The organism is Haloarcula sp. H-hyl6 (assembly GCF_056934455.1).
Genome location: NZ_JBRIIK010000002.1, coordinates 181,596 through 202,498, shown reverse-complemented (window position 1 = coordinate 202,498; position 20,903 = coordinate 181,596). Strand labels below are relative to the sequence as shown.

At 66.8% G+C, this 20,903-nt stretch carries 21 protein-coding genes; 6 read left to right on the top strand and 15 right to left on the bottom strand.

Going from position 1 to position 20,903, the window contains the following annotated elements; translation table 11 throughout:
* Positions 1-58: 58 nt before the first annotated feature.
* Positions 59-2,968, bottom strand: coding sequence for a hypothetical protein (locus tag Hhyl6_RS14365; protein WP_483739946.1), 2,910 nt, complete (start codon positions 2,966-2,968; stop codon positions 59-61).
* A gap of 43 nt (positions 2,969-3,011) precedes the next feature.
* Positions 3,012-3,596, bottom strand: coding sequence for a DUF2150 family protein (locus Hhyl6_RS14360; RefSeq protein WP_483739945.1), 585 nt, complete (start codon positions 3,594-3,596; stop codon positions 3,012-3,014).
* A gap of 165 nt (positions 3,597-3,761) precedes the next feature.
* On the opposite strand from Hhyl6_RS14360, the gene Hhyl6_RS14355 reads away from it, so the two are divergent.
* Positions 3,762-4,070, top strand: a complete 309-nt coding sequence (locus tag Hhyl6_RS14355; protein WP_483739944.1) for a hypothetical protein — start codon at positions 3,762-3,764, stop codon at positions 4,068-4,070.
* On the opposite strand, the gene Hhyl6_RS14350 is transcribed toward Hhyl6_RS14355, so the two are convergent.
* Together Hhyl6_RS14350 and pdxS are read right to left on the bottom strand one after the other, a co-directional pair.
* Positions 4,067-5,287: a mechanosensitive ion channel family protein gene (locus Hhyl6_RS14350; RefSeq protein ID WP_483739943.1), complete on the bottom strand. Its 1,221-nt coding sequence runs from the start codon at positions 5,285-5,287 to the stop codon at positions 4,067-4,069. The genes Hhyl6_RS14355 and Hhyl6_RS14350 overlap by 4 nt on opposite strands.
* 112 nt (positions 5,288-5,399) lie before the next feature.
* Entirely contained in the window at positions 5,400-6,308 is a 909-nt protein-coding gene (pdxS, locus tag Hhyl6_RS14345; protein WP_483739942.1) for a pyridoxal 5'-phosphate synthase lyase subunit PdxS, read from the bottom strand.
* Positions 6,309-6,424: 116 nt separating this feature from the next.
* Here pdxS and Hhyl6_RS14340 point away from each other — a divergent pair, with 116 nt between their 5' ends.
* Together Hhyl6_RS14340 and Hhyl6_RS14335 are read left to right on the top strand one after the other, a co-directional pair.
* A complete protein-coding gene (locus Hhyl6_RS14340; protein ID WP_483739941.1) occupies positions 6,425-7,912 on the top strand; it encodes a PAS domain-containing sensor histidine kinase in 1,488 nt (495 codons plus the stop codon).
* Positions 7,913-7,975: 63 nt separating this feature from the next.
* Entirely contained in the window at positions 7,976-8,752 is a 777-nt protein-coding gene (locus Hhyl6_RS14335; RefSeq protein WP_483739940.1) for a DUF1405 domain-containing protein, read from the top strand.
* Between the two features lies 1 nt (position 8,753).
* Here Hhyl6_RS14335 and Hhyl6_RS14330 read toward each other — a convergent pair whose 3' ends face one another.
* Complete coding sequence (locus Hhyl6_RS14330) at positions 8,754-9,131, bottom strand: DUF7347 domain-containing protein (RefSeq protein ID WP_483739939.1); 378 nt, start codon at positions 9,129-9,131, stop codon at positions 8,754-8,756.
* 110 nt (positions 9,132-9,241) lie between these two features.
* Here Hhyl6_RS14330 and Hhyl6_RS14325 point away from each other — a divergent pair, with 110 nt between their 5' ends.
* Positions 9,242-10,516 carry an MFS transporter gene (locus Hhyl6_RS14325; RefSeq protein ID WP_483739938.1) on the top strand — a complete coding sequence of 425 codons (1,275 nt, stop codon included), beginning with the start codon at positions 9,242-9,244 and terminating at the stop codon, positions 10,514-10,516.
* A gap of 18 nt (positions 10,517-10,534) precedes the next feature.
* Here Hhyl6_RS14325 and Hhyl6_RS14320 read toward each other — a convergent pair whose 3' ends face one another.
* From Hhyl6_RS14320 to Hhyl6_RS14310, 3 genes are all read right to left on the bottom strand, one after another.
* The gene (locus Hhyl6_RS14320) at positions 10,535-10,711 is read right to left on the bottom strand and encodes a hypothetical protein (RefSeq protein WP_483739937.1); all 177 of its coding nucleotides are present in this window, start codon (positions 10,709-10,711) and stop codon (positions 10,535-10,537) included.
* Positions 10,712-10,946: 235 nt separating this feature from the next.
* The gene (locus Hhyl6_RS14315; RefSeq protein ID WP_483739936.1) at positions 10,947-11,204 is read right to left on the bottom strand and encodes a hypothetical protein; all 258 of its coding nucleotides are present in this window, start codon (positions 11,202-11,204) and stop codon (positions 10,947-10,949) included.
* A gap of 6 nt (positions 11,205-11,210) precedes the next feature.
* Positions 11,211-11,735 (bottom strand): DoxX family protein, encoded by a 525-nt coding sequence (locus Hhyl6_RS14310; RefSeq protein WP_483739935.1) that lies wholly within the window; start codon positions 11,733-11,735, stop codon positions 11,211-11,213.
* Positions 11,736-12,070: 335 nt separating this feature from the next.
* Here Hhyl6_RS14310 and Hhyl6_RS14305 point away from each other — a divergent pair, with 335 nt between their 5' ends.
* Positions 12,071-12,913 carry a hypothetical protein gene (locus Hhyl6_RS14305; RefSeq protein ID WP_483739934.1) on the top strand — a complete coding sequence of 281 codons (843 nt, stop codon included), beginning with the start codon at positions 12,071-12,073 and terminating at the stop codon, positions 12,911-12,913.
* Between the two features lie 19 nt (positions 12,914-12,932).
* Here Hhyl6_RS14305 and Hhyl6_RS14300 read toward each other — a convergent pair whose 3' ends face one another.
* From Hhyl6_RS14300 to Hhyl6_RS14270, 7 genes are all read right to left on the bottom strand, one after another.
* Positions 12,933-15,650 carry a valine--tRNA ligase gene (locus Hhyl6_RS14300; RefSeq protein ID WP_483739933.1) on the bottom strand — a complete coding sequence of 906 codons (2,718 nt, stop codon included), beginning with the start codon at positions 15,648-15,650 and terminating at the stop codon, positions 12,933-12,935.
* A 276-nt stretch (positions 15,651-15,926) separates the two neighbouring features.
* Positions 15,927-16,835 carry an HFX_2341 family transcriptional regulator gene (locus Hhyl6_RS14295; protein WP_483739932.1) on the bottom strand — a complete coding sequence of 303 codons (909 nt, stop codon included), beginning with the start codon at positions 16,833-16,835 and terminating at the stop codon, positions 15,927-15,929.
* Between the two features lie 78 nt (positions 16,836-16,913).
* Positions 16,914-17,303 carry a YgaP family membrane protein gene (locus tag Hhyl6_RS14290; protein WP_483739931.1) on the bottom strand — a complete coding sequence of 130 codons (390 nt, stop codon included), beginning with the start codon at positions 17,301-17,303 and terminating at the stop codon, positions 16,914-16,916.
* 57 nt (positions 17,304-17,360) lie between these two features.
* On the bottom strand, positions 17,361-17,843 hold the full coding sequence (locus Hhyl6_RS14285; RefSeq protein WP_483739930.1) for a peroxiredoxin family protein: 483 nt from the start codon (positions 17,841-17,843) through the stop codon (positions 17,361-17,363).
* A gap of 102 nt (positions 17,844-17,945) precedes the next feature.
* Positions 17,946-19,475, bottom strand: a complete 1,530-nt coding sequence (locus Hhyl6_RS14280) for a sodium:solute symporter family protein (RefSeq protein ID WP_483739929.1) — start codon at positions 19,473-19,475, stop codon at positions 17,946-17,948.
* A 1-nt stretch (position 19,476) separates the two neighbouring features.
* Positions 19,477-19,686 carry a DUF3311 domain-containing protein gene (locus Hhyl6_RS14275; RefSeq protein WP_483739928.1) on the bottom strand — a complete coding sequence of 70 codons (210 nt, stop codon included), beginning with the start codon at positions 19,684-19,686 and terminating at the stop codon, positions 19,477-19,479.
* Between the two features lie 75 nt (positions 19,687-19,761).
* Positions 19,762-20,106 (bottom strand): tRNA-binding protein, encoded by a 345-nt coding sequence (locus Hhyl6_RS14270; RefSeq protein WP_483739927.1) that lies wholly within the window; start codon positions 20,104-20,106, stop codon positions 19,762-19,764.
* Positions 20,107-20,158: 52 nt separating this feature from the next.
* On the opposite strand from Hhyl6_RS14270, the gene Hhyl6_RS14265 reads away from it, so the two are divergent.
* Positions 20,159-20,872, top strand: a complete 714-nt coding sequence (locus tag Hhyl6_RS14265) for a sugar phosphate isomerase/epimerase family protein (protein ID WP_483739926.1) — start codon at positions 20,159-20,161, stop codon at positions 20,870-20,872.
* Positions 20,873-20,903 lie beyond the last annotated feature (31 nt).

The window sequence follows — 20,903 nt, the reverse complement described above, 5'->3', positions numbered from 1 at the left end:
GGTGGGGGTGGTTAAGTTATTGTCGTCTGGGAGTTCGACGGATGTCGTAATACGACAGTCAGGTCGACTGTTCTGCCGTATCGGACTGTGATGCACTATCGGTGACAGTCACGACGACGTAATAGGGCGGCGACCCACTCTGTGTGCTGCTATCCGACAGCGTCACAGATTCGGTCCCGCCCGTGTACGACGGCGAACTAACAGAGTCGAGTCGAGTCGATTTACTGGCGCTATCATAGAGTTCAACGGTGTACGATGTCAGGTCTCCGTCGGGGTCGCTGCCGTCGAACGTAATGCTCACGTCGTTCTTCCCGTTGCCACCTCCGCCCGACGAGGTGACACTGGTGGACTGTATACTGACAGTTGGCGGCTGGTTCGCAGCGACCACCTCGAACGTCGTTCCGGCGGTGTCCGCGTCGCCACGACTGAGACCGACGCTGTACGGCGAGTTCGCGCCCGACCCCGTTCCGACGCCGGTCAGTCCGAGCGTGATGGTGTCTCCGTCGGTAGCCCCGTCAGAGGTGTACTTCAGGACGACGTCACTACCCTGTTCGAGGAACTGAGCGGACCCACCACCAGCGACCACGCCGACGCTCGCACTGCCGTACTGCACGTCGTCGGCGCCCTGTGCGTCCGAGAGGTCGACGGACACCGTCTCGCCGTTCGGGAGGGTCGTCCCGGTCGCTGGCGAGAACGAAATCTGTTGGGTCTGTCCCCCTGTGTTGGGGTCGAGATTGTCGACGCTCACGCTGTCCAAACTCGACGTCCCGGCCCCGCGGGTGACAGAGAAGTCGTCGGTGACCGTACTCCCGGTGTCGCCCCGCGTAAAGGACACCGTGTAGGGGTTAGACTGGTCGATTTGGTCTCCGGCGACGACGTCGCTCAGTCGGACAGTCACCTGCGTGCCCGCCGCGATGTCGCTGGACGGCGTGTACTCGATGCTGGTCTGGTCGTCGTCGGACTGGAAGACCCAGTTCGCGGACCCGCCCGCGGCCGACTCGATGGAGGCCGACCCGTAGTCGACCTGTAGCGGACTCACTTTCTGCGGTTCGTCGAGGTTGATGGTGACCGTCGTCCCCGCGGGGAGCGTCGACCCCGGCGTGAACGAGAGCGTCTGGTCCTGTCGGGCGTTCGGGACGAGGCCCGTGGCCCGAGTGCTACTGAACGACCCGCCGACGCCGGTCGGCGAGACGGTGTACGCCTCCTCGTAGACGACGTCGTCAACGGTGTAGGTCACCGACACCAGCACCGTTTCGCCGCGCATGTCGACGTTGGTTGCGGTCCCCGACCCCTCGTCGTACCGGTAGAACTCGTAGAGATAGGTGGTGAACGTCCCGCCACCCGAGACGCGAGCGTTCTCCCCGTTGATGCGACCGTCGATGTCGAGGTCGGTCTCTCGGGGGAGCGGGACGCCGTCGGTGCTGGAGAACCCGGAGGTGTACCGGCTGAAGTCGGCGTAGGCGTCCTGTACGTCACCTTCGACGTAGTACTCGTTGTTCGTCGGTCCGGTCCCCGGCGACTCGTCGGCGAGGGCGTCGATGGTCGTATCCGCCGGTCGGAGGTCGACGTCCGTAACCGCTATCTCCTGACTATACCCGTTCTGGAAGGTGAGTTCGACGCCGCCGGGGACGGTGTTGGCGTCGCCGTCACCGTCAGCATCGTCGTCGTCTTTCGCCCGCGCGGCGGAGAGCGTGACAGACCCCACCGGGAGGTCGGTGCTCTCGGACTCGACGGTCACCGTTCGCGTGACGTTCTTCGGGTCCCCGGCGTCGAACGAAACGAGGTGCGGTGTCAACACAGCGTCGTCAGTGATTGTCTCCTTCGTCGTGAAGTTGAGTTGGTGCGGGGTCGTCGCCGTCGACCCGCCGGTGCTGTACGTGAACGTCACCTGACCGTTCCGGTCGGTGCTGCGGGCGTTGCCCGCCGCCGCGAAGGACCCGGGACTGGAACTGTTGTCGCTGGCCTCGACCGTGACTCCTTCCACCGGGTTGTTGAACTCGTCGCGCACCTCCAGCGTAATCTCCGTCTCGTCGCCCCGGGCCACGGTCGCATCGGCCCCGTCAACGACGGTGACGTAGGCGTCCTCCTCGCCGGTGACTCGCGACCCGACGCCGACTTTCGCCATCTGGAGTCGGTAGTCCGCGCCCGACTCGAACGTAATTGTGACGTTGTTGAACGGGCCGTTCTCGCCGGTCTTGGTCACGCTCGTGACGTAAGCGTCGGGGTCGGAGCCACCGGGGTCGTACTCCTCGTCGAGGAGACTTCGGAGCTGCGTAGGGGATAGCCGCGTCAGCAGCGAGACGGATACCGGGTTCGTCCCGTCGTCCGTGACCGTGACGGTGCGGGTCGACTGACTCACCGGTTCGACATCCACCGTCGTCGTACCGCTCGACGACCTGCCGAGCGACCCGTTCAGCGCGACCAGCGAGATGTGGCGTCCCTCGACGAGCGTCTGTCCCGACAGCGGCAGCGCGTCGCTCCTGAACTGGTTGTACGCAATGGAGTGCTCGTAGTAGGTGGTCGGAGCCGAACCGTAGAGGTTGTAGTTCGGTTCGTAGACCAGCGTTCCCGTGTTGTACCGTCGGGGCGTTCCGTCCCACAGGTCGCCGGTCTCACCGCTCGCGACGGCGTTGCTCACGGTGAACGCTTTCGAGGCGTCGACGGTGCCGTTCGTCCGCAACGACCCCGACGGCGGCCCGGGATTGACCGCGACGGCCCGACCCGGATAGGTCGTCCCGAGCGTGACCGACACGGCCGTCGGCGACCCCCCGCCCACCTGCGAGACGATGGCGTTGCGCAGGTCCTGCATCTGGGTCTGCACGCGCTGGTTGTGGTTGAACTCTATCTCCTCGTTCTGCTGTGGGACCACGAAGGCCTGATAGGACGAGAAGGCGACGATGAGGACGGCGAACAACAGCACGGCCCCCACTTGGACCGACTGTCCCCGCCGGTCCCCCACCAAATCCATGCAGGGTAGTTACGTACTGGTAGGTAAAAACCTGTCCGACGACTCAGCTCTCGTCTTCCTCTTCGACGACTTCGGGGTCGCTCATCGCCGTCTGGAGACTGTCGAGGCCGTTGACCCACTCCGAGACCAGGCCGTACTCCAAGTTCTCCGCGACGTCCATCGGGAGTTCGTCGCCGTCGATGATTCGCGTCCCGGCCTGCACGCAGTAGCCCAGCGCCGCGTCCAAGTTCTCCTCGGCCTCGGCGTCGGCCGCGGCACCGATGTAGTCGGCGACGGTGGCCTCGTCGGCGACGCCCTCCGCGACGTACTCCTCGGCGGCGTAGAAGACGCAGACGAGTGACGTCTGCACGCCGTCTATCAGCATCAGCGTCTCCTCGTCCTCCATCTCGATGTCGTCGAGGACGATGTCCCGGACGCCGGCCAGTTCCGACAGCGTCGTCTCCTCGTCCAGCGTCCCGTCCTCGTAGTCGGTGAGTATCTTCGCGATGGCGATGGCGGCGTCGTCCTGCAGGTTCAACAGGAGGCGTGCCGAATCCTCGTCCTCAGGGTCGACACCCTCCTCCTCGATGCGGTCGAGCCAGTTCTGCCAGCGTTCCTCGGTGTAATACTCCCCCGGCGGAGTGCTCATACCACTCCGTTCGTGCGCCCGGGGATAATAGCTTCGACAGGCGACGCCTACCGGAGCGCAGGGTACGAATCGCCCGATAGCGCCCCCATCGAGCGACAGACCTTCGGGAGCGTCTCGACCCGCGTTACTGGGGAATTTATACGGCCGCGTGAGCTATGTCACCGTATGTCGCGGCGTCGTCCGACGGTCGGTCCGACCGGCCACACAGGCCCGGCGGCGGTCGGTCGGCGGTCGACACAGGTTGGCCTCGTCCTCCTCGCAGCGACGCTGCCGCTGGTCGTGGGAGCGTTCGCGGGGATGCTGGCCGACGCCCCCGACATCGTGGCCGCTCTCGGCGTCGCGGGCGAGGCGGTGACCGGCCCGCTCGTGGGAGGGGACGGGACGGCGTGGCTGTTCCACGTCGGGACGCTCGGCGTTCTCTCCGGGTGCTGGTTCCTCGGCGCTGGCCTGCTGTTGGACGGTCTGTTCGACTAGTCCTCGGCGTCGACGCTCGCGGACCTGACCGCCGCCTCCACCTCGCCGCCGCGGCCCTGGAGTGTCCGCTGTGGGAACGGGATGGAGATGTCCTCCTCGTCGAAGGCGGCCTTTATCTCCCGGACGACGGCCGAGATAGCCCGCCACTTCCGCGGGGGCGTGGGGTGGTCTATCCAGAACCGGAGTTCGAGGACGACGGCGGAGTCACCGAAGGACTTGGGGATGACCTGGGGCGGCGGGGAGTCGACGATGTCCTCGATGCCCGTCATCGCGTCCTCGGCGACGGCCATCGCCGTCTCGACGTCCGCGTCGTAGTCGACGCCCACGTCGAGGGTCAACCTGAGGAGCCCCTTCTGACTCCGGTTGGTTACCGCCTGCTCACTCACCCGGTCGTTGGGGATGACGACGAACTCGCCGTCGAAGTTCTCCAGTCGGGTGTTGAAGATGGTGATGTCGGTGACGATGCCTTCCTCCTCCTCGCCGACCACGACCCAGTCGCCGATAGTGAACGGCCGCGAGAACATCAGGACGAACCCGGCGATGAGCGACCCCAAGGTCTGTCGGGCCGCGAACCCGACCACGATGCCGAGGAACCCGGCCCCGACGAGGAGGCCGCCGATGTTGATGCCCCAGACGGCGAGGACGCTCGCCCCGGCGGTGACGAAGATGGTGACCTGTCCCAGGCGAATCAGAATCTCCTCCTGATGTTCGGTGAAGTCGTCCAGCGCCCTGCTCAGGCGGTCGACGGACCGCTGTAACTGGTCCGAGAGGACGAACGCCACTGTCACGAGCAGCGCCGTCTGCACCGTGTCCAACAGCGTCGGGTCGTCGCTCTCGACGAAGGGGCCGAGGGCTGCCGTGACGTCAACGACCTCCCAGACGACGAGGAAGGAGACGACGACCAGCAACAGCACCGTGAGTTGGGCGGTCCGCAAGAGGATACCGCGGAACGTCGTCGGGGTGTACGACGCCAGCCGTTTCAGCCACTCGCCCGCCCGCCCCGACTCTATCTGGTCGACGGCGAGGTTCCGGAGACGCGCGAGCACGGCCGGGACCACCACGACGGCGAAGACGAGAACGCCGAGCAGAAACGCCGTCGCGGCGAGACGCCCCTGGGAAGCGGCGAGGCCTTCGAGGAACTGCTGGAGCGCTCGAATCAGTTCGAGGAGGGTATCGCCCGAGCGGTGGCCGGTGGGCGTGGCAGTCGTCCCCTGCACAGACCTGTATCACCGCCGTAGTGACTTGTGTCTTCGTTTCTGTCGGCGGAGCGGCGCCGAGGCGGTGCCGACGCTCGGCGAGTCGCGGACGAGAGAATCGGGTGTCGTCAGTTCAGACGCCGCGGCCCTGCAACTGCTCCTCTTCCGGCAGGTCGGCGTTCGCGTCGCCTTTCATGCCTTTCCCGACGTTCTTGCTGATTTCGGTGAGTTTCTCGGCGTCGTCCCAGTTGTTGACGGCCTCGACGATGGCGGTGCCCATCGCCTCGGGGTCCTCGGCGCCGAAGATGCCCGACCCGACGAAGATGCCGTCACAGCCGTGGTGCATCATCAGCGCCGCGTCGGCGGGCGTCGCGATGCCGCCGGCGGCGAAGTTGACGACCGGGAGGCGGCCCATGTCGGCCGTCTCGTGGACGAGGTCCGCGGGCGCCTCGTGTTCGCGGGCCCACTTCTCGCGTTCCTCGTAGCTCATCCCTTCGAGTTTGCGGATGGCGCCCTTGATGTTGCGCTGGTGGTGGACGGCCTGATTGACGTCGCCGGTGCCGGCCTCGCCCTTCGTCCGAATCATCGCCGCGCCCTCGTCGATGCGGCGCAGGGCCTCCTGCAGGTTGCGGGCCCCACAGACGAACGGCGCGGTGAAGTCCCGCTTGTCGATGTGGTAGCGGTCGTCGGCGGGTGTCAGCACCTCGCTCTCGTCGAGCATGTCGGCGCCGGCGGCCTCCAGAATCTCGGCCTCCTTCGTGTGGCCGATGCGGGCCTTGCCCATCACGGGGATGGACACCTCGTCGATGACCGCCTGCAGCGAGGCCGGGTCGGCCATCCGGGCCACGCCGCCGCGCTTGCGGATGTCGGCGGGCACCGCTTCGAGGTTCATCACCGCGACGGCGCCGACGTCCTCGGCGATGCGGGCCTGTTCGGGCGTGACGACGTCCATGATGACGCCGCCCTTCTGCATCTTCGCGAACCCGCGCTTCACGAGGTCGGTCCCCCGGTGCAGGTCCTCCAAATCGGTAGCTTCAGGCATTGACCGTGGCTTGGGACTGGATTTACTTAACCCGTGTCCTTGGCGGGGACAGGAAGACCGAGAGGAGGTGCGAACCGGGCTAGTGGTATTTATCCCCGGCCGACCATGCCGTGACAATGGACTCGGAGTGGGCCCCGTTCGAGCGGAGGGGACAGATACGGGTCCTCCACGTCGACGACGACCCGGACTTTCTGGAGGTGGCGTCGGCGATGCTCGAACGGCAGTCCGACGCACTCGACGTCGTCTCGGTGGCGGACCCCGCGGCGGTGACCGACCGACTCGCGGACAGCGACGTCGAATGTGTCGTCTCGGACTACGACATGGACCCGATAGACGGCCTCGAACTGCTCAATCGAGTGCGGGAGCGCCACCCAGACCTCCCGTTCGTCCTCTTCACGGGGAAGGGGAGCGAGGAGGTGGCGAGCGAAGCCATCTCTGCGGGAGTGACCGACTACGTGCAAAAGAGCGGCGACAGCGAGACGTTCGAGATGCTGGAGAACCGCATCGAGAACGCCGTCGACCACGCCCGAACCGAGCGAGAACTCGCCTACGAGAGCAGTCTGCTCGACACGATATTCGAGCAGATTCCCCACCACATGTACGTCAAGGACGCCGAGGGCCGACACGTCCGAGTGAGCCACGCCCACGTCGACGACCCGGCGGCGGCCGTCGGCAAGACGGACGTCGAGTTGTACCCAGACGAACACGCCGCGGACACGTACGCCGACGACGTGGCCGTCATCGAGTGCGGCGACCCCATCATCCACAAGGAGGAACAGACCATCGGCGAGGTGGGCGAGATGTACAGTTTCGACCATCTGGACGACAACTACGAGCAGGACGTCGTCACCGACAAGGAGCGATACAACGACTGGGCGCTCACTTCGAAGGTGCCGTGGCGCGACGAGGACGGCGACATCGTCGGCCTCATCGGTATCACGTTCGACATCAGCGACCGCAAGCACTACGAGCAGTCCCTAGAGCGTCACACCGAACGCCTCGAACAGTTCCTCGCCGAGGTCGCCCACGACATCCGGTCGCCGCTACAGGTCGCGAGTTCCAACGTCGCGTTGCTCCGCGAGACGGTCGGCGACGAGGCGGCCGACCGACTCGCGGCTATCGAGCAGAGCCACGACCGTATCGACGCCCTCGCCGACGAACTGGGGAGTTTCGCCCGGCACGGCGACGTCGAACCGACGCCGGAACCCGTGGACCTGTCCGACACCGTCGACGCGGCGTGGGCGAGTCACAGCACCGGCGAGGCGACGCTGTCGGTGGGTGTCCTTCCGACCGTCGAAGCGGACCCCACCGAACTGAACCGACTCGTCGACAATCTCGTCGACAACGCCATCGACCACGGCGGGAGCGACGTGACGGTGACCGTTGGCCCCCTCGACGACGGCGACGGGTTCTTCCTCGCCGACGACGGCCCGGGCGTTCCCGCAGACGAGCGCGACGAGGTGTTCGAGACGGGCTACACCACCGCCGCCGAGGGGACCGGTCTCGGACTGACCATCGTCGAGACGGTCGCGGACCGACACGGTTGGTCCGTCGACGTCACCGAGAGCGAGGCGGGCGGCGCGCGGTTCGAGGTCCGCATCTGAGCAGGGGTGTGCCGGACTTGCCCGACCGCTAGCGTTTTGCCCACCCCCTCCCACAGCGGAGACATGGCCACGCAGGAGGGTGTCGGCGGGCGCATCGAGGCGGTTGTCGCGCGAGTGTTCGACGGGCCGGTCCCCGACACCGAGGGACTGCCCCGTTACGTCGCCCCGCTTCCGGAGTGGCTAGAGAACGTCGGCCTCCGTCTGGCGTGGCCCATCGCCCTCGTGAACCTCGTCGGGACGCTCTTTGGCTTCTGGTACTACGCCGGCCGGCCGCTGAACCTCGCGCCGCCACTCGTCGAGGGGCAACTGGGCGCCGCGCCACCGCTCGCGTACCCCCTCATTCCCGACTCGCCCGTGGCGACGCTGTTCATCGGCCTCTCTTTTGCCGCGTGGCGACTCGACTGGGACGTCGAGTGGCTGCACATGCTCGCCTTCTTCGGCTGTATAAAGCTCGGCCTGTGGACGCCGTTCGTCCAGCTGGTCGTCAACGGTCCGGGCGGCATCGCGGCGTGGCTCTACTGGTTCCTCATCCTCTCGCACATGGCGATGGCCGTCGAGGCGTTCCTCATCCACCGCTACGCCAGCTTTTCGGTCCCGGCGGTCGCCGTCGCCGTCTTCTGGTACGGCTTCAACGACGTCGTCGACTACTTCGTGCCGGTGCTGGGCGGCCCCCACCACACGTGGCTCCGCGGCGAACCGCTGGTGGCGGCCTACACGTTCGACCACACCGTCCTCGCACACGACCTCGCGGCCGGATGGGCCGTCGTCCTGACGCTGTTGGCGACGTTCTGGGCGCTCTCGACCCGCATCGAGAAACTGAAACGGCAGCGCACGGCGTGACTCAGCCGCTCCCGGACTCGCGCCACGGCGGCGTCAGGTGGACGTGGAACAGTTTCCCGCAGTCGGACTCGCCACACACCGGGCACGTCTCGGCGGCCGGTTCGGGGTCTGCTTCGGCCGCCTCGACGTTCGTGGCCGAAATCAACCGCGACCCCGCGTGCCCCAGTTCGTACCCCTCGTCCGTCTCGCGGACGAAGTACTCACAGAGCCGCGAGAGGTGGTAGTTGAACCGGCCGGTGTCCCGTACGTCTGCGGCCTCGCGGAGGTCGGTGAAGGAGAGGGGGCCCTCCGCGTCGGCCAACTCCCGGAGGATGCGGACGCGCGTCTCGTCGCCGAGGACGTCCAGCGGGTCCGTGGGGTCGTCTACGCCCTCGCTCACGGCGGTCGGTTCGGCCACCGACGCCAAGAGCGTTACCCGATACGTCAGAAAAGTTAGCGAACGAGCGTTCGCCGAACGCTCTTGCCGGAGGCGAGACTCACCAGTGACCGATGACGCCCGCCCTTCCCCTCCGGGGCCGCCTCGACGAGGCGACCGAAGAACTGCTCGGCAACGCGGACTTCCGACGCCTGTACGCCGGCCACGCGGTCGGCGAACTCGGAGACGAACTGTACTTCGTCGCCGCGATGTGGCTCGTCTACGCCATCTCCGGGTCGACGTTCCTGACCGGTGTCGCCGGCTTCCTCGCCCGCGCTCCCGGTGCGTTCGGGTTCCTGTTCGGACCGCTCGTGGACCGAGCGCCGCTCCGCCGGTTGCTCGTCGCTGTCGAACTCGCGCAGGCCGTCGTGGTCCTCGCCGTGCCCTTCGCGGACGCCCTCGGCGACCTGAGCGTCTGGCCCGTCTTCGCGGTCATCGCCCTGCTTGCCGTCCTCGAACGGGTCACCGACCCCGCGCAGAACGCCGCTATCCCGCGCGTCGTCGCCGACCGGAACCTCGTCCGCGCGAACGCTCTCGCCTCGACGGCCGACCGCGCCATCGACGCCGTCGCTCGGGCGGCCGCGGGTGCGCTCGTCGCGGCCACCGGTGCCGTCGCCCTGTTCGTCGTGAACGCCGGCACCTTCCTCGCGAGCGGCGCGTCGTTCGCCCGGGCGGAGATTCCCGGCACGGACGCCTCGGGCGGGGTGCCCTCGGTGGCGGGGTACCGCGAGGACGTCGTCAAGGGCGTCGGGTTCGTACGCCGCTCGGTCGTGGGACACATGGTCGTCGGCGCGGCGCTGGCGAACGCCTTCACCGGGATGACGACGGCCGTCCTCCCGGCCATCGCCGCTCGCTACGGCGGGGCTGACACCTACGGCCTGTTGCTGGCCGCGATGACCGTCGGGACGCTCTGTGGCGCGCTCGCGGCCTCGTGGCTCGAAACCGTCCCCCTCGGGCACGTGACGACGACGGGGTTCGCCGTCGCCGCCCTCTGCTGGGCGACGGCAGCGCTTGCCGACTCGCTCCCCGTCGTCCTGACACTGTTCGGCGCGGCGTTCGTCCCCGCCGGAAGCTACAACGTCCTCGTCAGCGCCACCCTCCAGAGCGGCGTCCCCGAGTCGCTACTCGGTCGGGTGACGACGACGACCGGGAGCGTCCTCGCCGTCGTCGGCCCGGCGGGTCTCTTGCTCGGCGGTGCTCTGGGGGAAGTCGTCGGTAGCGGTCGGGTACTCGGGGCCTCGGCGGTCGGGTTCGCCCTCGTCGCGGCCTACTGGCTGGCGGTGCCAAGCCTCAGGCGGTTCCCCACGGCACGGGCCGTCGAGGCGGGGTCGTTCGGGCCGTCCTCCTGACACCGCCGGTGACGCCGCTCAGATAGTGAACGGGTCGTCCTCGTCTCGCTCCTCTAGGACCCACTCCAGTTCCTCGATGGCGCGCAGTATCGCCACCTCCGCCTCGTCCTCCAGTTCAGACGACGGCGGGTCGTGGCTGTCGTACTCGTCTCGAAGCGCCTCGATTCGGTCGCGTATCTCCGCCTCCGATTGCATGCGACTAGCTATCGGCCCGGTGCCATTGATGCTACTGGTCCCGGCGACGGCGACAGGGTACTTCCGTGTCCGCCCGTCCCAGCGAGGGCGCAGTCGACGGGAACCGGGTGAACGGGTATTTGGAAACCGATACTCGTTGACCGACCCCGAGAGTCCTGTCGAATACAGCACACAGATACGCGAGTAGATGTCGAGTGACGGCCGCACACGGCCATCCGAGACGGACACCGCCCACCTACTCCTGTCTCTGGGTCGTCACTCGGTACATCGCGTAGGCGAAGAAGACCAGAAGCCCGAGGGCGATGACAGTCGCGCGAAGCGTCGGGTCGATAGAGGTATGGACGACTACGTCCCCGAGGTTTCCGTTCGGGTCGAGGGTGTGCCCAGTGAAGAACGACTCGGCGATTCCCATCACCGTCGTCCCCAGCAGGATTAGTCCCCCACCGACGAGCATCGCGAGTCTGTCCACCGTGTCGGAAGCGGTCGTGACCACGTTTCGTCACCCCAAGAGGTATCTGAGCCGTGGATGGTCTCGAACTGGCTCAGTCCGCTCCAAGTAGGCGTCGAGGCCCCAGACGCGGCCAGCACCGAAGACGAGGAGGGTGATGAACAGTACGAGTGTGAGCAGGTCACCGTTGACGAACCCGTGCTCCCAGTCGGCGTTCCCGAAGTAGAGAAAGAACATCAGGACCGCTCCGAAGAAGGAAGCGAGTCGGGTCAAGCTACCGACGATGAGGCCGATGCCGATGAGGAGCTCCCCCGTCGGAATCGCGAGGTTCACGAACCAGGCTGCGTTCTGCCCAAACCACATCGTGACGGGGGCAAGGATACCCTCACTCGCCGGTCCCGTCAGCCACCACCCCGCGTTGAACGGCTCGCCCGCCAGAAACTTGTCCATCCCGGCGTGAAGAAACCTCGTACCAAGGAGCACCCGGAGGAACAGGAGCCAGTACGCTGCCCACGGCCAAGAGAGGGAGAACGAGACGTCGTCTCCGAAGAGCCGAGTTTCTATCGCGGTTGACATGGTACGTTCGAGGATTCGTTAGAAGCCACGATAGTTCTTTGTAGGGTAATGACACCTTTACCGTCCCGTCGAGTACCGGTCGCTCGAAAATCGGTCCACGACAGACCCCCTGTCTCTCCCGTGTGGTCTTCGGACTGTGAGCGACGTACGATATCCGCGAGTGTGCACTCGCAGACGCTCTCGGACTTCTGTGACAACTTCAGTCGGTCGAAATTACTGACGCTCCGGTGCCGCACACGCTCTCCATCCGGCCTGCTGTTTCTGTCACGTCTCGGGAGTTCCAACAGCGGCGGACGAACAGCTATGAACCTGTCAACCGAATTCGAATTGTAGCCGTGGCTCCGAACGCGACGTCCTCGACGCACGCAGACGCCTCGTCTCCGCGGCCGACGCCCTCCGGTGTGGTCGCCGCCGCCGGGACGTATCTCTGCTGGACGGCGGTGACGTACCTGCTCGAAGGGCGACTGCTGACGCTGCTTCGTCCGGCGGCGACGCTCGACCGACTCACGTACGCGCTGGTGGCGAACGTCCTCGTCGGCACCGTTCTGGCGCTCTGGGTCGTCCGGCGGTTCGTCGGGACGGATGGGTCCCCCGCCGACCACTTCGGTCTCCACTCCCTCCGACGGACGGCACTCGCCGTTCTGGCGGCCGGGGGCGTCGGTATCGCCCTCTACGCCCTCCAAGGCGCGCCGTCGACGAACCCCGTGGTCGTGACGAACGCGTTCGCACAGGTCCTCGTCGTCTCGGTCGCGGAACTCGTCGTGTGCTGGGTTCTGCTCGGCGTCGCCGTCGAACGGGGGCTGACCGAACAGGGTCTCGGTCGGTTCGTCTCGACGGCGGGTGCCGCCGTCGTCGCCGCCGCCGCGTTCGGCGCGTACCACGTCGCGCACAGTCCGCCCTTCAATTCCCCCGCGATGGTCGGACTGCTCACCGTCGTCGGCCTCGCGACGAGCCTCGTCTACTTCGGCGGACGGACGCTGTACGGCGCGCTGGTCTTTCACAACACGCAGGCGCTGTTCGGCGTCGTGCAGGCCCTCGAAGCGAACGGCCAGTTGGCGGCCTACGAGACGCCGCAGGGGCCGCTGCTGGCGATGGGTGCGCTGTCGCTGTTCGTCCTCGTCGCGACGGAGCGAACGCTACTCAGGCGCGCGAACCGGTCGGCGCGAGGAGACGACTAGAGTCGACCGAGACCGAGCGTCACCGCACGACGACGACGGCGTTCTCCGTCTCGGTCATCTCGCCCTCGCCGGAGTAGGTGCGGGACTCCTCGACAGCGAACAGGTCCGGGCCGAGTTCGAACTCGCCGCCGGCGACGACCAGCGTGTCGCCGTCTATCTCGTAGTCGCCGGACTCGATGGCGCTGTCGATGGCGCCCACGTCGCTCCCGAACTCGGGGCCGACGATGGAGTAGTCGAGGTCGATGTCGCTGACCTCGGTGGTGATGTCCGGGGCGTCCTCGAACGTCTCCAGCGTCTCGACGTGCATCGCCTCGGCGATGGCCGCGGCGAACCCCTCGACGTGGCCGTACACCTCGACGTGTTCGAGGTCGGCGTTCAACGGCAGGCCGTTCTCGGTCTTGTACCGGCGGAGCGCGGAGACGACCTCCATCGCCGTCTCGCCCGCTTCGAGGTCGGCCTCGTAGCCGCCGGCGACGGGCCAGTCGGTCGTGTGGACCGACTCGTCCTCGCCGTAGATTCGGCTCCACAGTTCCTCGGTGATGTGCGGGAGGAACGGCGCGAACAGCTTCAGGAACGTGCGGTGGGCGGTCAGGAGCGTGTACTCAGTCGAGGCGTCGCCGCCGTCCGAGAGGCGCTGTTTGGCGATTTCGAGGTAGTCGTCACAGAACGTGTTCCAGAAGAACGACCGCAGTTCGTTGCGGGCCTTCGAGAACGCGTAGTCCTCGAACTTCGCCGTCACTGAGTCGATGGTGGCGTCGAGTTCCGCGAGCATCCAGCGGTCGACGGCCGAGAGGTCGCCCTCGTCGACGTCTTCGACGGCGTCCGGTGCGGGGGTCAACTGGTCGACGAGCCGCGAGGCGTTCCAGAGCTTCTGAAGTAGGCGCTCGCCCGCCTCCAAATCGCCCTCCTTGTACGGGAAGTCGTCGCCGATGGAGGTGCCGGCGGCCCAGTAGCGGGCGGCGTCGACCGGGAAGTTCTCCAGCACCTCGCTGGGCGGGATGACGTTGCCCTTCGACTTGGACATCGCCTCGCGGTTCTCGTCCAGGACCATCCCGTTGACCATGACGTTCTCGAAGGGCACCTCGTCGGTGTGCTCGTAGCACTTGACGACGGTGTGGAACAGCCAGAACGAGATGATGTCGTGGCCCTGCGGGCGGAGGTCGAACGGGTACAGCTCCGGCATCTCCATCTCGAAGGTGCCGTCGGCGATGGACTGTGGTCCGTCCGCGTCGGCGTCACCGTCCGCGGTCCAGTCCCAGCCCGCGTTCACGAGGGGCGTGAGCGAGGAGGTGGCCCACGTGTCGAAGACGTCCTCCTCCGGGGTGAACGTGTCGTGGCCACACTCGGGACAGCCGTCGACCGGCGGGTCGTCCGAGAGCGGGTCGGCCGGCAGTTGCTCGGGGTCGGCCAGCACCGGCTCCCCGCACTCGTCGCAGTACCAGACCGGGATGGGGATGCCCGAGTCGCGCTGGCGGGAGATACACCAGTCCCACTCCAGCCCCTCTATCCAGTGCTGGTAGCGGCTGAACATCTTGTCCGGGAACCACTCCATGTCCCGGCCCGCTTGGAGGTACTCGTCTTTCTTGTCGAGCAGTTTGATGTACCACTGCTCGGTGACGAGGTACTCGACTTCGACGCCACAGCGCTCGTGGACCTGCACGGTGTGTTCGTGGTCGCGCGATTCGAGGAGATACCCCTCGACGTCTAAGTCCTCGATGATGGCCGCGCGGGCCTGCGTCGTGCTCATGCCCTCGTAGTCGCCGGCCACCTCGGTCATCGTCGCCGACTCGTCGATAGCCAGTCGGAGGTCTAAGTCGTGTGCTTGGTACCACTCGATGTCGTTCTGGTCGCCGAACGTACAGCACATGACGAGGCCGCTCCCCGTCTCCATGTCGACGCGTTCGTCGGCGATGATGGGGACCTCCTGGCCGAACAGCGGGACCCGCGCGGTGCCGCCGACGAGGTGCTGGTTCTCGTCGTCGTCGGGGTGGACGAAGACGGAGACACACGCCGGCAGGAGTTCGGGTCGAGTGGTGGAGATGGTGAACGTCTCGTCCTCAACGGGACCGTCGCCGTCCTCGACCAACTCGAACGCGATGTCGTTGAACTTGGTGTGTTTGTCCTCGTCTTCCTGTTCGACCTGCGAGATGGCCGTCTCGCAGTCGGGACACCAGATGGTCGGCGCGCGCTGGCGGTACTCCCGACCCTGCTCGTATAGGTCGAGGAAGGACAGTTGAGAGACCCTCTGGACCTCCGGCGCGATGGTCTTGTAGGTGTTGTTCCAGTCGACGGAGATAGCCAGTGATTGAACGTCCTCCGTGAACTCGTCCTCGTACTGGGTACAGACCTCGCGGCACTTCTCCTGGAACTCGCGGCGCTCGAAGTCCTGGTGGCGGATGTCCAGTTCGCGCTCGGTCAGGCGCTCGGAGGCGATGCCGTTGTCGTCGTAGCCGAACGGGAAGTACACCGTGTCGTCGGCCATCCGGTGGTAGCGGGCGACGAAGTCCTGCAGGGTGAACTGGTAGAGGTGGCCCATGTGGAGGTTGCCCGATACCGTCGGCGGCGGCGTGTCGATGGTGAAGCGGGTGTCGGCGTCGCCGTCGTATGCGTAGGTGTCTTCGGCGACCCAGTGGTCCTGCCACTTGGGCTCTATCTCGCGGGGGTCGTACTCCCCGTCGATGCTCTCGGACTGGTCGGTTGGCGATTCCTCGGTCGGCGGGTCCTGTGTGTCACTCATGTCTGAACTGCGGCGTGTCGGTCGAAAACGGTGCGGGCGTCGAGAGGGTGTGTTAGTGGGGCGTGGGGACCCCTACTACGGGTACGAGAACGGCTTCGGAGACTGCTCGACGCGCCATTACCTATATGTGGGCCAACCGGGGGCTAAACGACTTCGGTTTGCTGACGTCGTCTCGCCCCGGTCGCCGGCGTGGCCAGCGACGCACGGTGTCAGATGGTGAGTGTCCGGAGTGAGCGGCACGACCAGTCGTGGCGCGACCGCCTCCCGGCCGTCGGGCTACAACACGTCGTGTTCGCGGTCCTCGGCCGAGTGCGCGCGGACCCACAGGTCGCCGATGCGGGAGAGTCGCGTCCGGTAGGACTTCCCGTGTTCCTCCTGCTCGATGTAGCCCTTCCCACCGGGGCCCAGTCGGTCGACGTTGTAGATGACCTTCGAGCGGAACGAGTCGGTGTACTCCTCGCCCAAATCGCGGGCCAGTTCCTGTGCCAGTTCCGAGACGGACTCGAACTCGCCGTGGTCGCCCAGCGTGAAGAGGATGACCTCCTCGAAGGGTTTGACGTTCGAGAACGACGCGACGGGGAGTTCCACGATGTGGGAGCCGTCTATCTCCTTCGCGCCGATGGTGGTCCCGCGCTCGTCGAACTCGTCTAAGAGGTCCAGCGCCGTCTCCAGTCGGTCGCCGACCCGGTCGTCGACCTCCTCGCCCCGCTGGAGGTCCTGCAGGAGGTCGACCTGCCGGCGCAGTTCCTCGGCGAGTTCCGTCTCCAGATACTTCTCGGGGACGGTGTAGTAGGTGTGGATGCGGTCCCGGTCGCCCTCGCGTTCGACCATGATGGAGTGGGCGGCGGTGGCGAAGGCGAAGGAGACGGTCCGAGGCATCGCGGAGACGTTGACCCACACCTCGCCCCCGGCGTCGAGTTCGGCGTTGATGAGTTCGAACGCCTGCTCGAACGCCTCGTCGTAGTCGTAGACGTCCGCGACGACGACCCGTTCCGTCTCGGCGCCCAGCAGGTTGCTGTAGTCCTTCTCCAACTTCTCGGCGAGGTTGCGCGAGTACTCGACGTTGGCCTCGGAGCCGACGGCCCCCTCTAAGAGGATGACGCGGTCCACGTCGAGTTGCTCGCGCACCAGCGGCGCGATGAGCCGGTCGTAGTCGAACCCGACCGGGACGATGTGGGTCTGCATACCCCAACTGCCGTCACGGACGGTTATAAACACCCGCAGACTCTCGCCGGCGCTACGCCGGCGTTCGCTGCCGACCGCTCACTTGCAGGCGTCGTGGACCGTCTCGCCGTCCTCGTTCGGACTCCGAGACTGCCCGACGACGATGGGGTCACCGCAGGCGGCGCAGGTGAGGGTCTTGCCTCCGGTGGCCGTCGCGTCCTCGTCGACGTCCTCGTCCGTCTCGGAACTCTCGTCGGCCGCTTCGTCGGCGTCGTCCGACGATTCGAGGACGCCCGTGTCGAACGGGTCCTCGATGTCGGCGTCGGTAGCCGTCGCGTCGTATCCGATGGCGACGGCCCCGACACCGGCGAGCAGTCCACGGAGCCGTTTCCCGCTCCGGACGGACCGGAGGGCGAGGATAGCCAGCACCACGGCGAGCAGTACGCGGACGAGTCGGTCGCGGCCGCCGACGCTCTCGTTGAGGTCCATACCGAAACGCCGGCCCGCACGCTCTTTAGTCTCACCCCTTGCGCTCGCCGGTGGGGTTCACTCGCCGAACGGGTCCTCGTAGCCGTTGCGGACGAAGTACCGGACCCAGTTGCCGTAGGTGCGGTCGGCCGGGTGGTCCGCGACCTGTTCGTACCGGACCGTGCCGGACTCGTCGAGGACGTAGGTGGCGGCGATTCCAGTGAGGCCGTGGCTGGTCTCTTCGGTGCCGCTGTACTCCTCTGCGGCCTCGCCGTCCGGGTCCGCCAGCAGTTGGACGTCGAGGTCGAATCTGTCGCGCATCTCCGTCACCGGGCCGATGGGGTCGGTGACGACCGGCAAGATGTCAACGCCGTCGTTGAACCAGAGGTCGTAGGACACCTCGCTGAACGTCTGTAGCTGTTCGGCGCAGAAACTGCACCAGTGGCCCCTGTTTATCAGGACGACCGTCGGGCCGTCGCCCACGTAGTCCGAGAGCGACACCTCCCCGCCGGCGGTGTTTTCGAGAGTGAAATCGGGTGCCTCTGACTGTTCCAGACTCATACAGGGGGCGTTCGTCGCATCGGTTCATAACGAGGGCCCGGGTGTGCGCTCGGTCGCCACAGCCGAGTCACCGTCGGCTGACCCCTCAGCGAGACGGCCGCCTCAGTCGGCGTCGACGCCGTCCACCCGATAGGCCGCGTGGTTCTCCTCGGGCGCGGCGGAGGTGACCAGCGAGACGCCCACCGTCAGGACCAGTCCGAGGAGGATGCCCACGATGCCCGGCGTCCAGCCCACGTACGCCGTCGGGAGGGAGACGGTCAGTCCCGCGACCCCCGCGAGCGTCTCGACGACTGGGAACACGTGCAGGACGTAGAACACCTGCGTCCCGACGACGCCGGCGTACATCCCGTAGCGGGTGGTCCCCGGCCAGTACAGCGCCAGCGCGACGGGCACCGTCAACTGGGCGAACCCGCTGAAGGCGGTGTCGCCAATCTGGACGAGCGTCCCCGGCGTGTAGAGGCTGGCGACAAATGAGAGCGTCGCGAAGACGACGACGCCGACGCGGGCGACGAGTGCCTCGCGTGCGTCCTCGTCGGGCCTCTCGCTCTCGCCGAGCGCGCGTTTCAGCGGACGGTAGACGTCACGAGTGAGGTACGACGACCCGGAGAGGAGCATCGAGTCGCTGGAGGACATCATCGCGGCCATCGCGCCGGCGATGACCAGTGCCGCGAACCACGTCGGCGTGTACTGAGCCAGCAGCGCCGGGACGACGTTGCCGCCCTCCGGCACGGTCACGCCGAGACCGGCCGCCCACGCGCCGAGCATGAACGCCGGGACGAACAGGAGAAGGACCAGCACGGGCCACAGCGCGAACGTCCGCTTGAGCACTTTCTTCGACCCGGCGGCGAAGAAACGCTGGTTTATCTGGGGGAACATCGTCACGCCGAAGGCGATGCTCACCGCCGTCGAGATGATGAACTGCGGGCTGTAGAGACCGCCACCCAGCGCGAGGTACTCGGGTTTCGTTCCGGCGAGCGCGGCCGTGGCCTGGCCCGCACCGCCGACGGCGTTCAGAATCCACGCGACGGCGACCCACACCAGCGAGAGCATGAACAGGCCCTGTAAGGTGTCCGTCCACGCGACGCCGCGCATCCCGGAGACGGCGACGTACGCAATCATGAACAGCGTGATGCCGCCCGCGCCGACCCAGAACGGCACCGCGCCCTCGGTCAGGCCGACGATGGCCTGTCCCGCCCCCTTCTGCTGGAGCATCACGTACGGGAACAACCAGACGAGACTGACGCCGGCGACGAGCACCCGGAGCGGCGTCGACCCGAAGCGGTCGCCGAGCATCTCGCCGAGGGTGACGTAGCCGTGGCGCTTGCCGACCAGCCACTGTTTGTACCCCAGCACGTACCAGAGGACGGCGAAGATGATGCCGTCCATCAGCCCCATCACGAGAATCCACTCGGGGCCGGCGGCGAAGGCGAGGTTCGGCCCGCCGAAGAAGGTGAAGGCCGACAGGAGGGTGGCGAACGTCGTGAAGAGGAGGACGACCGTACCGAGGGTCCGACTCGCGAGGTAGTAGTCCTCGGCGCTCCGGTCGGTCAGGCGGTAGGCGACGACGCCCACCGCCAGCGCGACGACCATGTACGCGCCGACGATGCCCAGTTGGAGGGCGGTCTCGGCCATCTCAGTGCACCCCCTCGACGCCGAGGCCCCAGTCGGTTCGGGCGAAGACGGCGAAGACGACGCTCGCGAGCACCATCCACCCGACGTGCCACCAGAGCCACACCGGCAGTCCGAAGGCGACGCCCGCACTGTCCCAGAGGAACCACGGCACGGCCAGCGCCATCAACGCGAGGGCGACGACGGTCCAGCCGACGGTTCGTGCGACGCTCATATTGACGGACGTTTCACACTCCGCCTACTAATGGGTGTCGAACCTTCACAGAGATGCTATGAAGAGATTTCCTCTTCAGTACACCCGGGTCCCCGGGTCGACGTCCCGTTCGGTCGTCAGGTGGACCACGCCGTCACCACCGTCGACGCCGGTGACCAGACACTCGCTCTCGAACCCGGCGATGGAGACGGTGCCGAGGTTGACGACAGCGACGACCTGTGCGCCCAGCAAGTCCTCGTGGTCGTAGTAGTCGGTGAGTCCCGCGGCCGACTGTAGGGTCTCCTCGCCGAAGTCCACCCGCAGTTTGTAGACGTCCTTCCGAGCCTCCGGAAAGTCGTCGACGTCCACCACCTCACCGACGCGCATCTCCACGTCTTCGAGGAACCGTGCCGGGTCTATCGCGTCCTCGCTGAATCCCATGGCACCGTATTGTGGGGCCGGTTATTTCACAGTCGCGCTACGAGTGGGGTGCATGCACACGGCGCTTCAGTTGTGGACGCTCCGGGACCTCGACGCCTCGCTCGCCTCCCTCCTCGACCGCGTCGCCGTCGCGGGCTACGACGGCGTCGAGTTCGCCGGCATAGAGGACCCCCCGGAGACCGCACGGACGATGGAGGCGGCCGGACTACTGCCGGCCGGCGCGCACGTCGACGCCGACGAACTCAAGGCGGACCCTGCTGGGGTCGCCGACGAACTCGACACGCTCGGCGTCCCGTACGTCGTCGTCCCCTATCTCGACCCCGACCACTTCGCTGACGCCGCGGCGGTCGACGAGACGGCCGCGACGCTGGACGGCCTCGCCCGCGAGTTCGACCGTCCACTCCTCTATCACAACCACGACCACGAGTTCGTCCCCGTCGGGACCGAGACGGCCTTCGACCGCCTCGCCGCGGAGACCGCGGTGGGGTTCGAACTCGACGTCGGATGGGCGCAGGCCGCCGGCCGGGACCCGGTCGCGTTGCTCGACGACCTCGCCGGCCGCGTCCCCGTCGTCCACGTGAAAGACGTGACTGTCGCCGGCGAACCGACCGAACTCGGGGAGGGCGTCGTCGACGTTCCCGCCGTGGTGCGGGCCGCGCGCGAGGCGGGGACCGAATGGCTCGTCTTCGAACACGACGACCCCGACGACCCGGTGGCGTCGATGGAGCGCGGTGTCGAGGTGCTGGACCGGATACTGTCGGCCTGACCGCCCGTCGACCGGACCGGGGGACGAGACG

What these genes read in the sequence shown, in the direction of transcription:
- Hhyl6_RS14365 (WP_483739946.1), bottom strand. Translation starts at nt 2,968, where the DNA reads ATGGATTTGGTGGGGGACCGGCGGGGACAGTCGGTCCAAGTGGGGGCC.
- Hhyl6_RS14360 (WP_483739945.1), bottom strand. Translation starts at nt 3,596, where the DNA reads ATGAGCACTCCGCCGGGGGAGTATTACACCGAGGAACGCTGGCAGAAC.
- Hhyl6_RS14355 (WP_483739944.1), top strand. Translation starts at nt 3,762, where the DNA reads ATGTCGCGGCGTCGTCCGACGGTCGGTCCGACCGGCCACACAGGCCCG.
- pdxS (WP_483739942.1), bottom strand. Translation starts at nt 6,308, where the DNA reads ATGCCTGAAGCTACCGATTTGGAGGACCTGCACCGGGGGACCGACCTC.
- Hhyl6_RS14340 (WP_483739941.1), top strand. Translation starts at nt 6,425, where the DNA reads ATGGACTCGGAGTGGGCCCCGTTCGAGCGGAGGGGACAGATACGGGTC.
- Hhyl6_RS14335 (WP_483739940.1), top strand. Translation starts at nt 7,976, where the DNA reads ATGGCCACGCAGGAGGGTGTCGGCGGGCGCATCGAGGCGGTTGTCGCG.
- Hhyl6_RS14325 (WP_483739938.1), top strand. Translation starts at nt 9,242, where the DNA reads ATGACGCCCGCCCTTCCCCTCCGGGGCCGCCTCGACGAGGCGACCGAA.
- Hhyl6_RS14320 (WP_483739937.1), bottom strand. Translation starts at nt 10,711, where the DNA reads ATGCAATCGGAGGCGGAGATACGCGACCGAATCGAGGCGCTTCGAGAC.
- Hhyl6_RS14310 (WP_483739935.1), bottom strand. Translation starts at nt 11,735, where the DNA reads ATGTCAACCGCGATAGAAACTCGGCTCTTCGGAGACGACGTCTCGTTC.
- Hhyl6_RS14300 (WP_483739933.1), bottom strand. Translation starts at nt 15,650, where the DNA reads ATGAGTGACACACAGGACCCGCCGACCGAGGAATCGCCAACCGACCAG.
- Hhyl6_RS14295 (WP_483739932.1), bottom strand. Translation starts at nt 16,835, where the DNA reads ATGCAGACCCACATCGTCCCGGTCGGGTTCGACTACGACCGGCTCATC.
- Hhyl6_RS14290 (WP_483739931.1), bottom strand. Translation starts at nt 17,303, where the DNA reads ATGGACCTCAACGAGAGCGTCGGCGGCCGCGACCGACTCGTCCGCGTA.
- Hhyl6_RS14285 (WP_483739930.1), bottom strand. Translation starts at nt 17,843, where the DNA reads ATGAGTCTGGAACAGTCAGAGGCACCCGATTTCACTCTCGAAAACACC.
- Hhyl6_RS14280 (WP_483739929.1), bottom strand. Translation starts at nt 19,475, where the DNA reads ATGGCCGAGACCGCCCTCCAACTGGGCATCGTCGGCGCGTACATGGTC.
- Hhyl6_RS14275 (WP_483739928.1), bottom strand. Translation starts at nt 19,686, where the DNA reads ATGAGCGTCGCACGAACCGTCGGCTGGACCGTCGTCGCCCTCGCGTTG.
- Hhyl6_RS14270 (WP_483739927.1), bottom strand. Translation starts at nt 20,106, where the DNA reads ATGGGATTCAGCGAGGACGCGATAGACCCGGCACGGTTCCTCGAAGAC.
- Hhyl6_RS14265 (WP_483739926.1), top strand. Translation starts at nt 20,159, where the DNA reads ATGCACACGGCGCTTCAGTTGTGGACGCTCCGGGACCTCGACGCCTCG.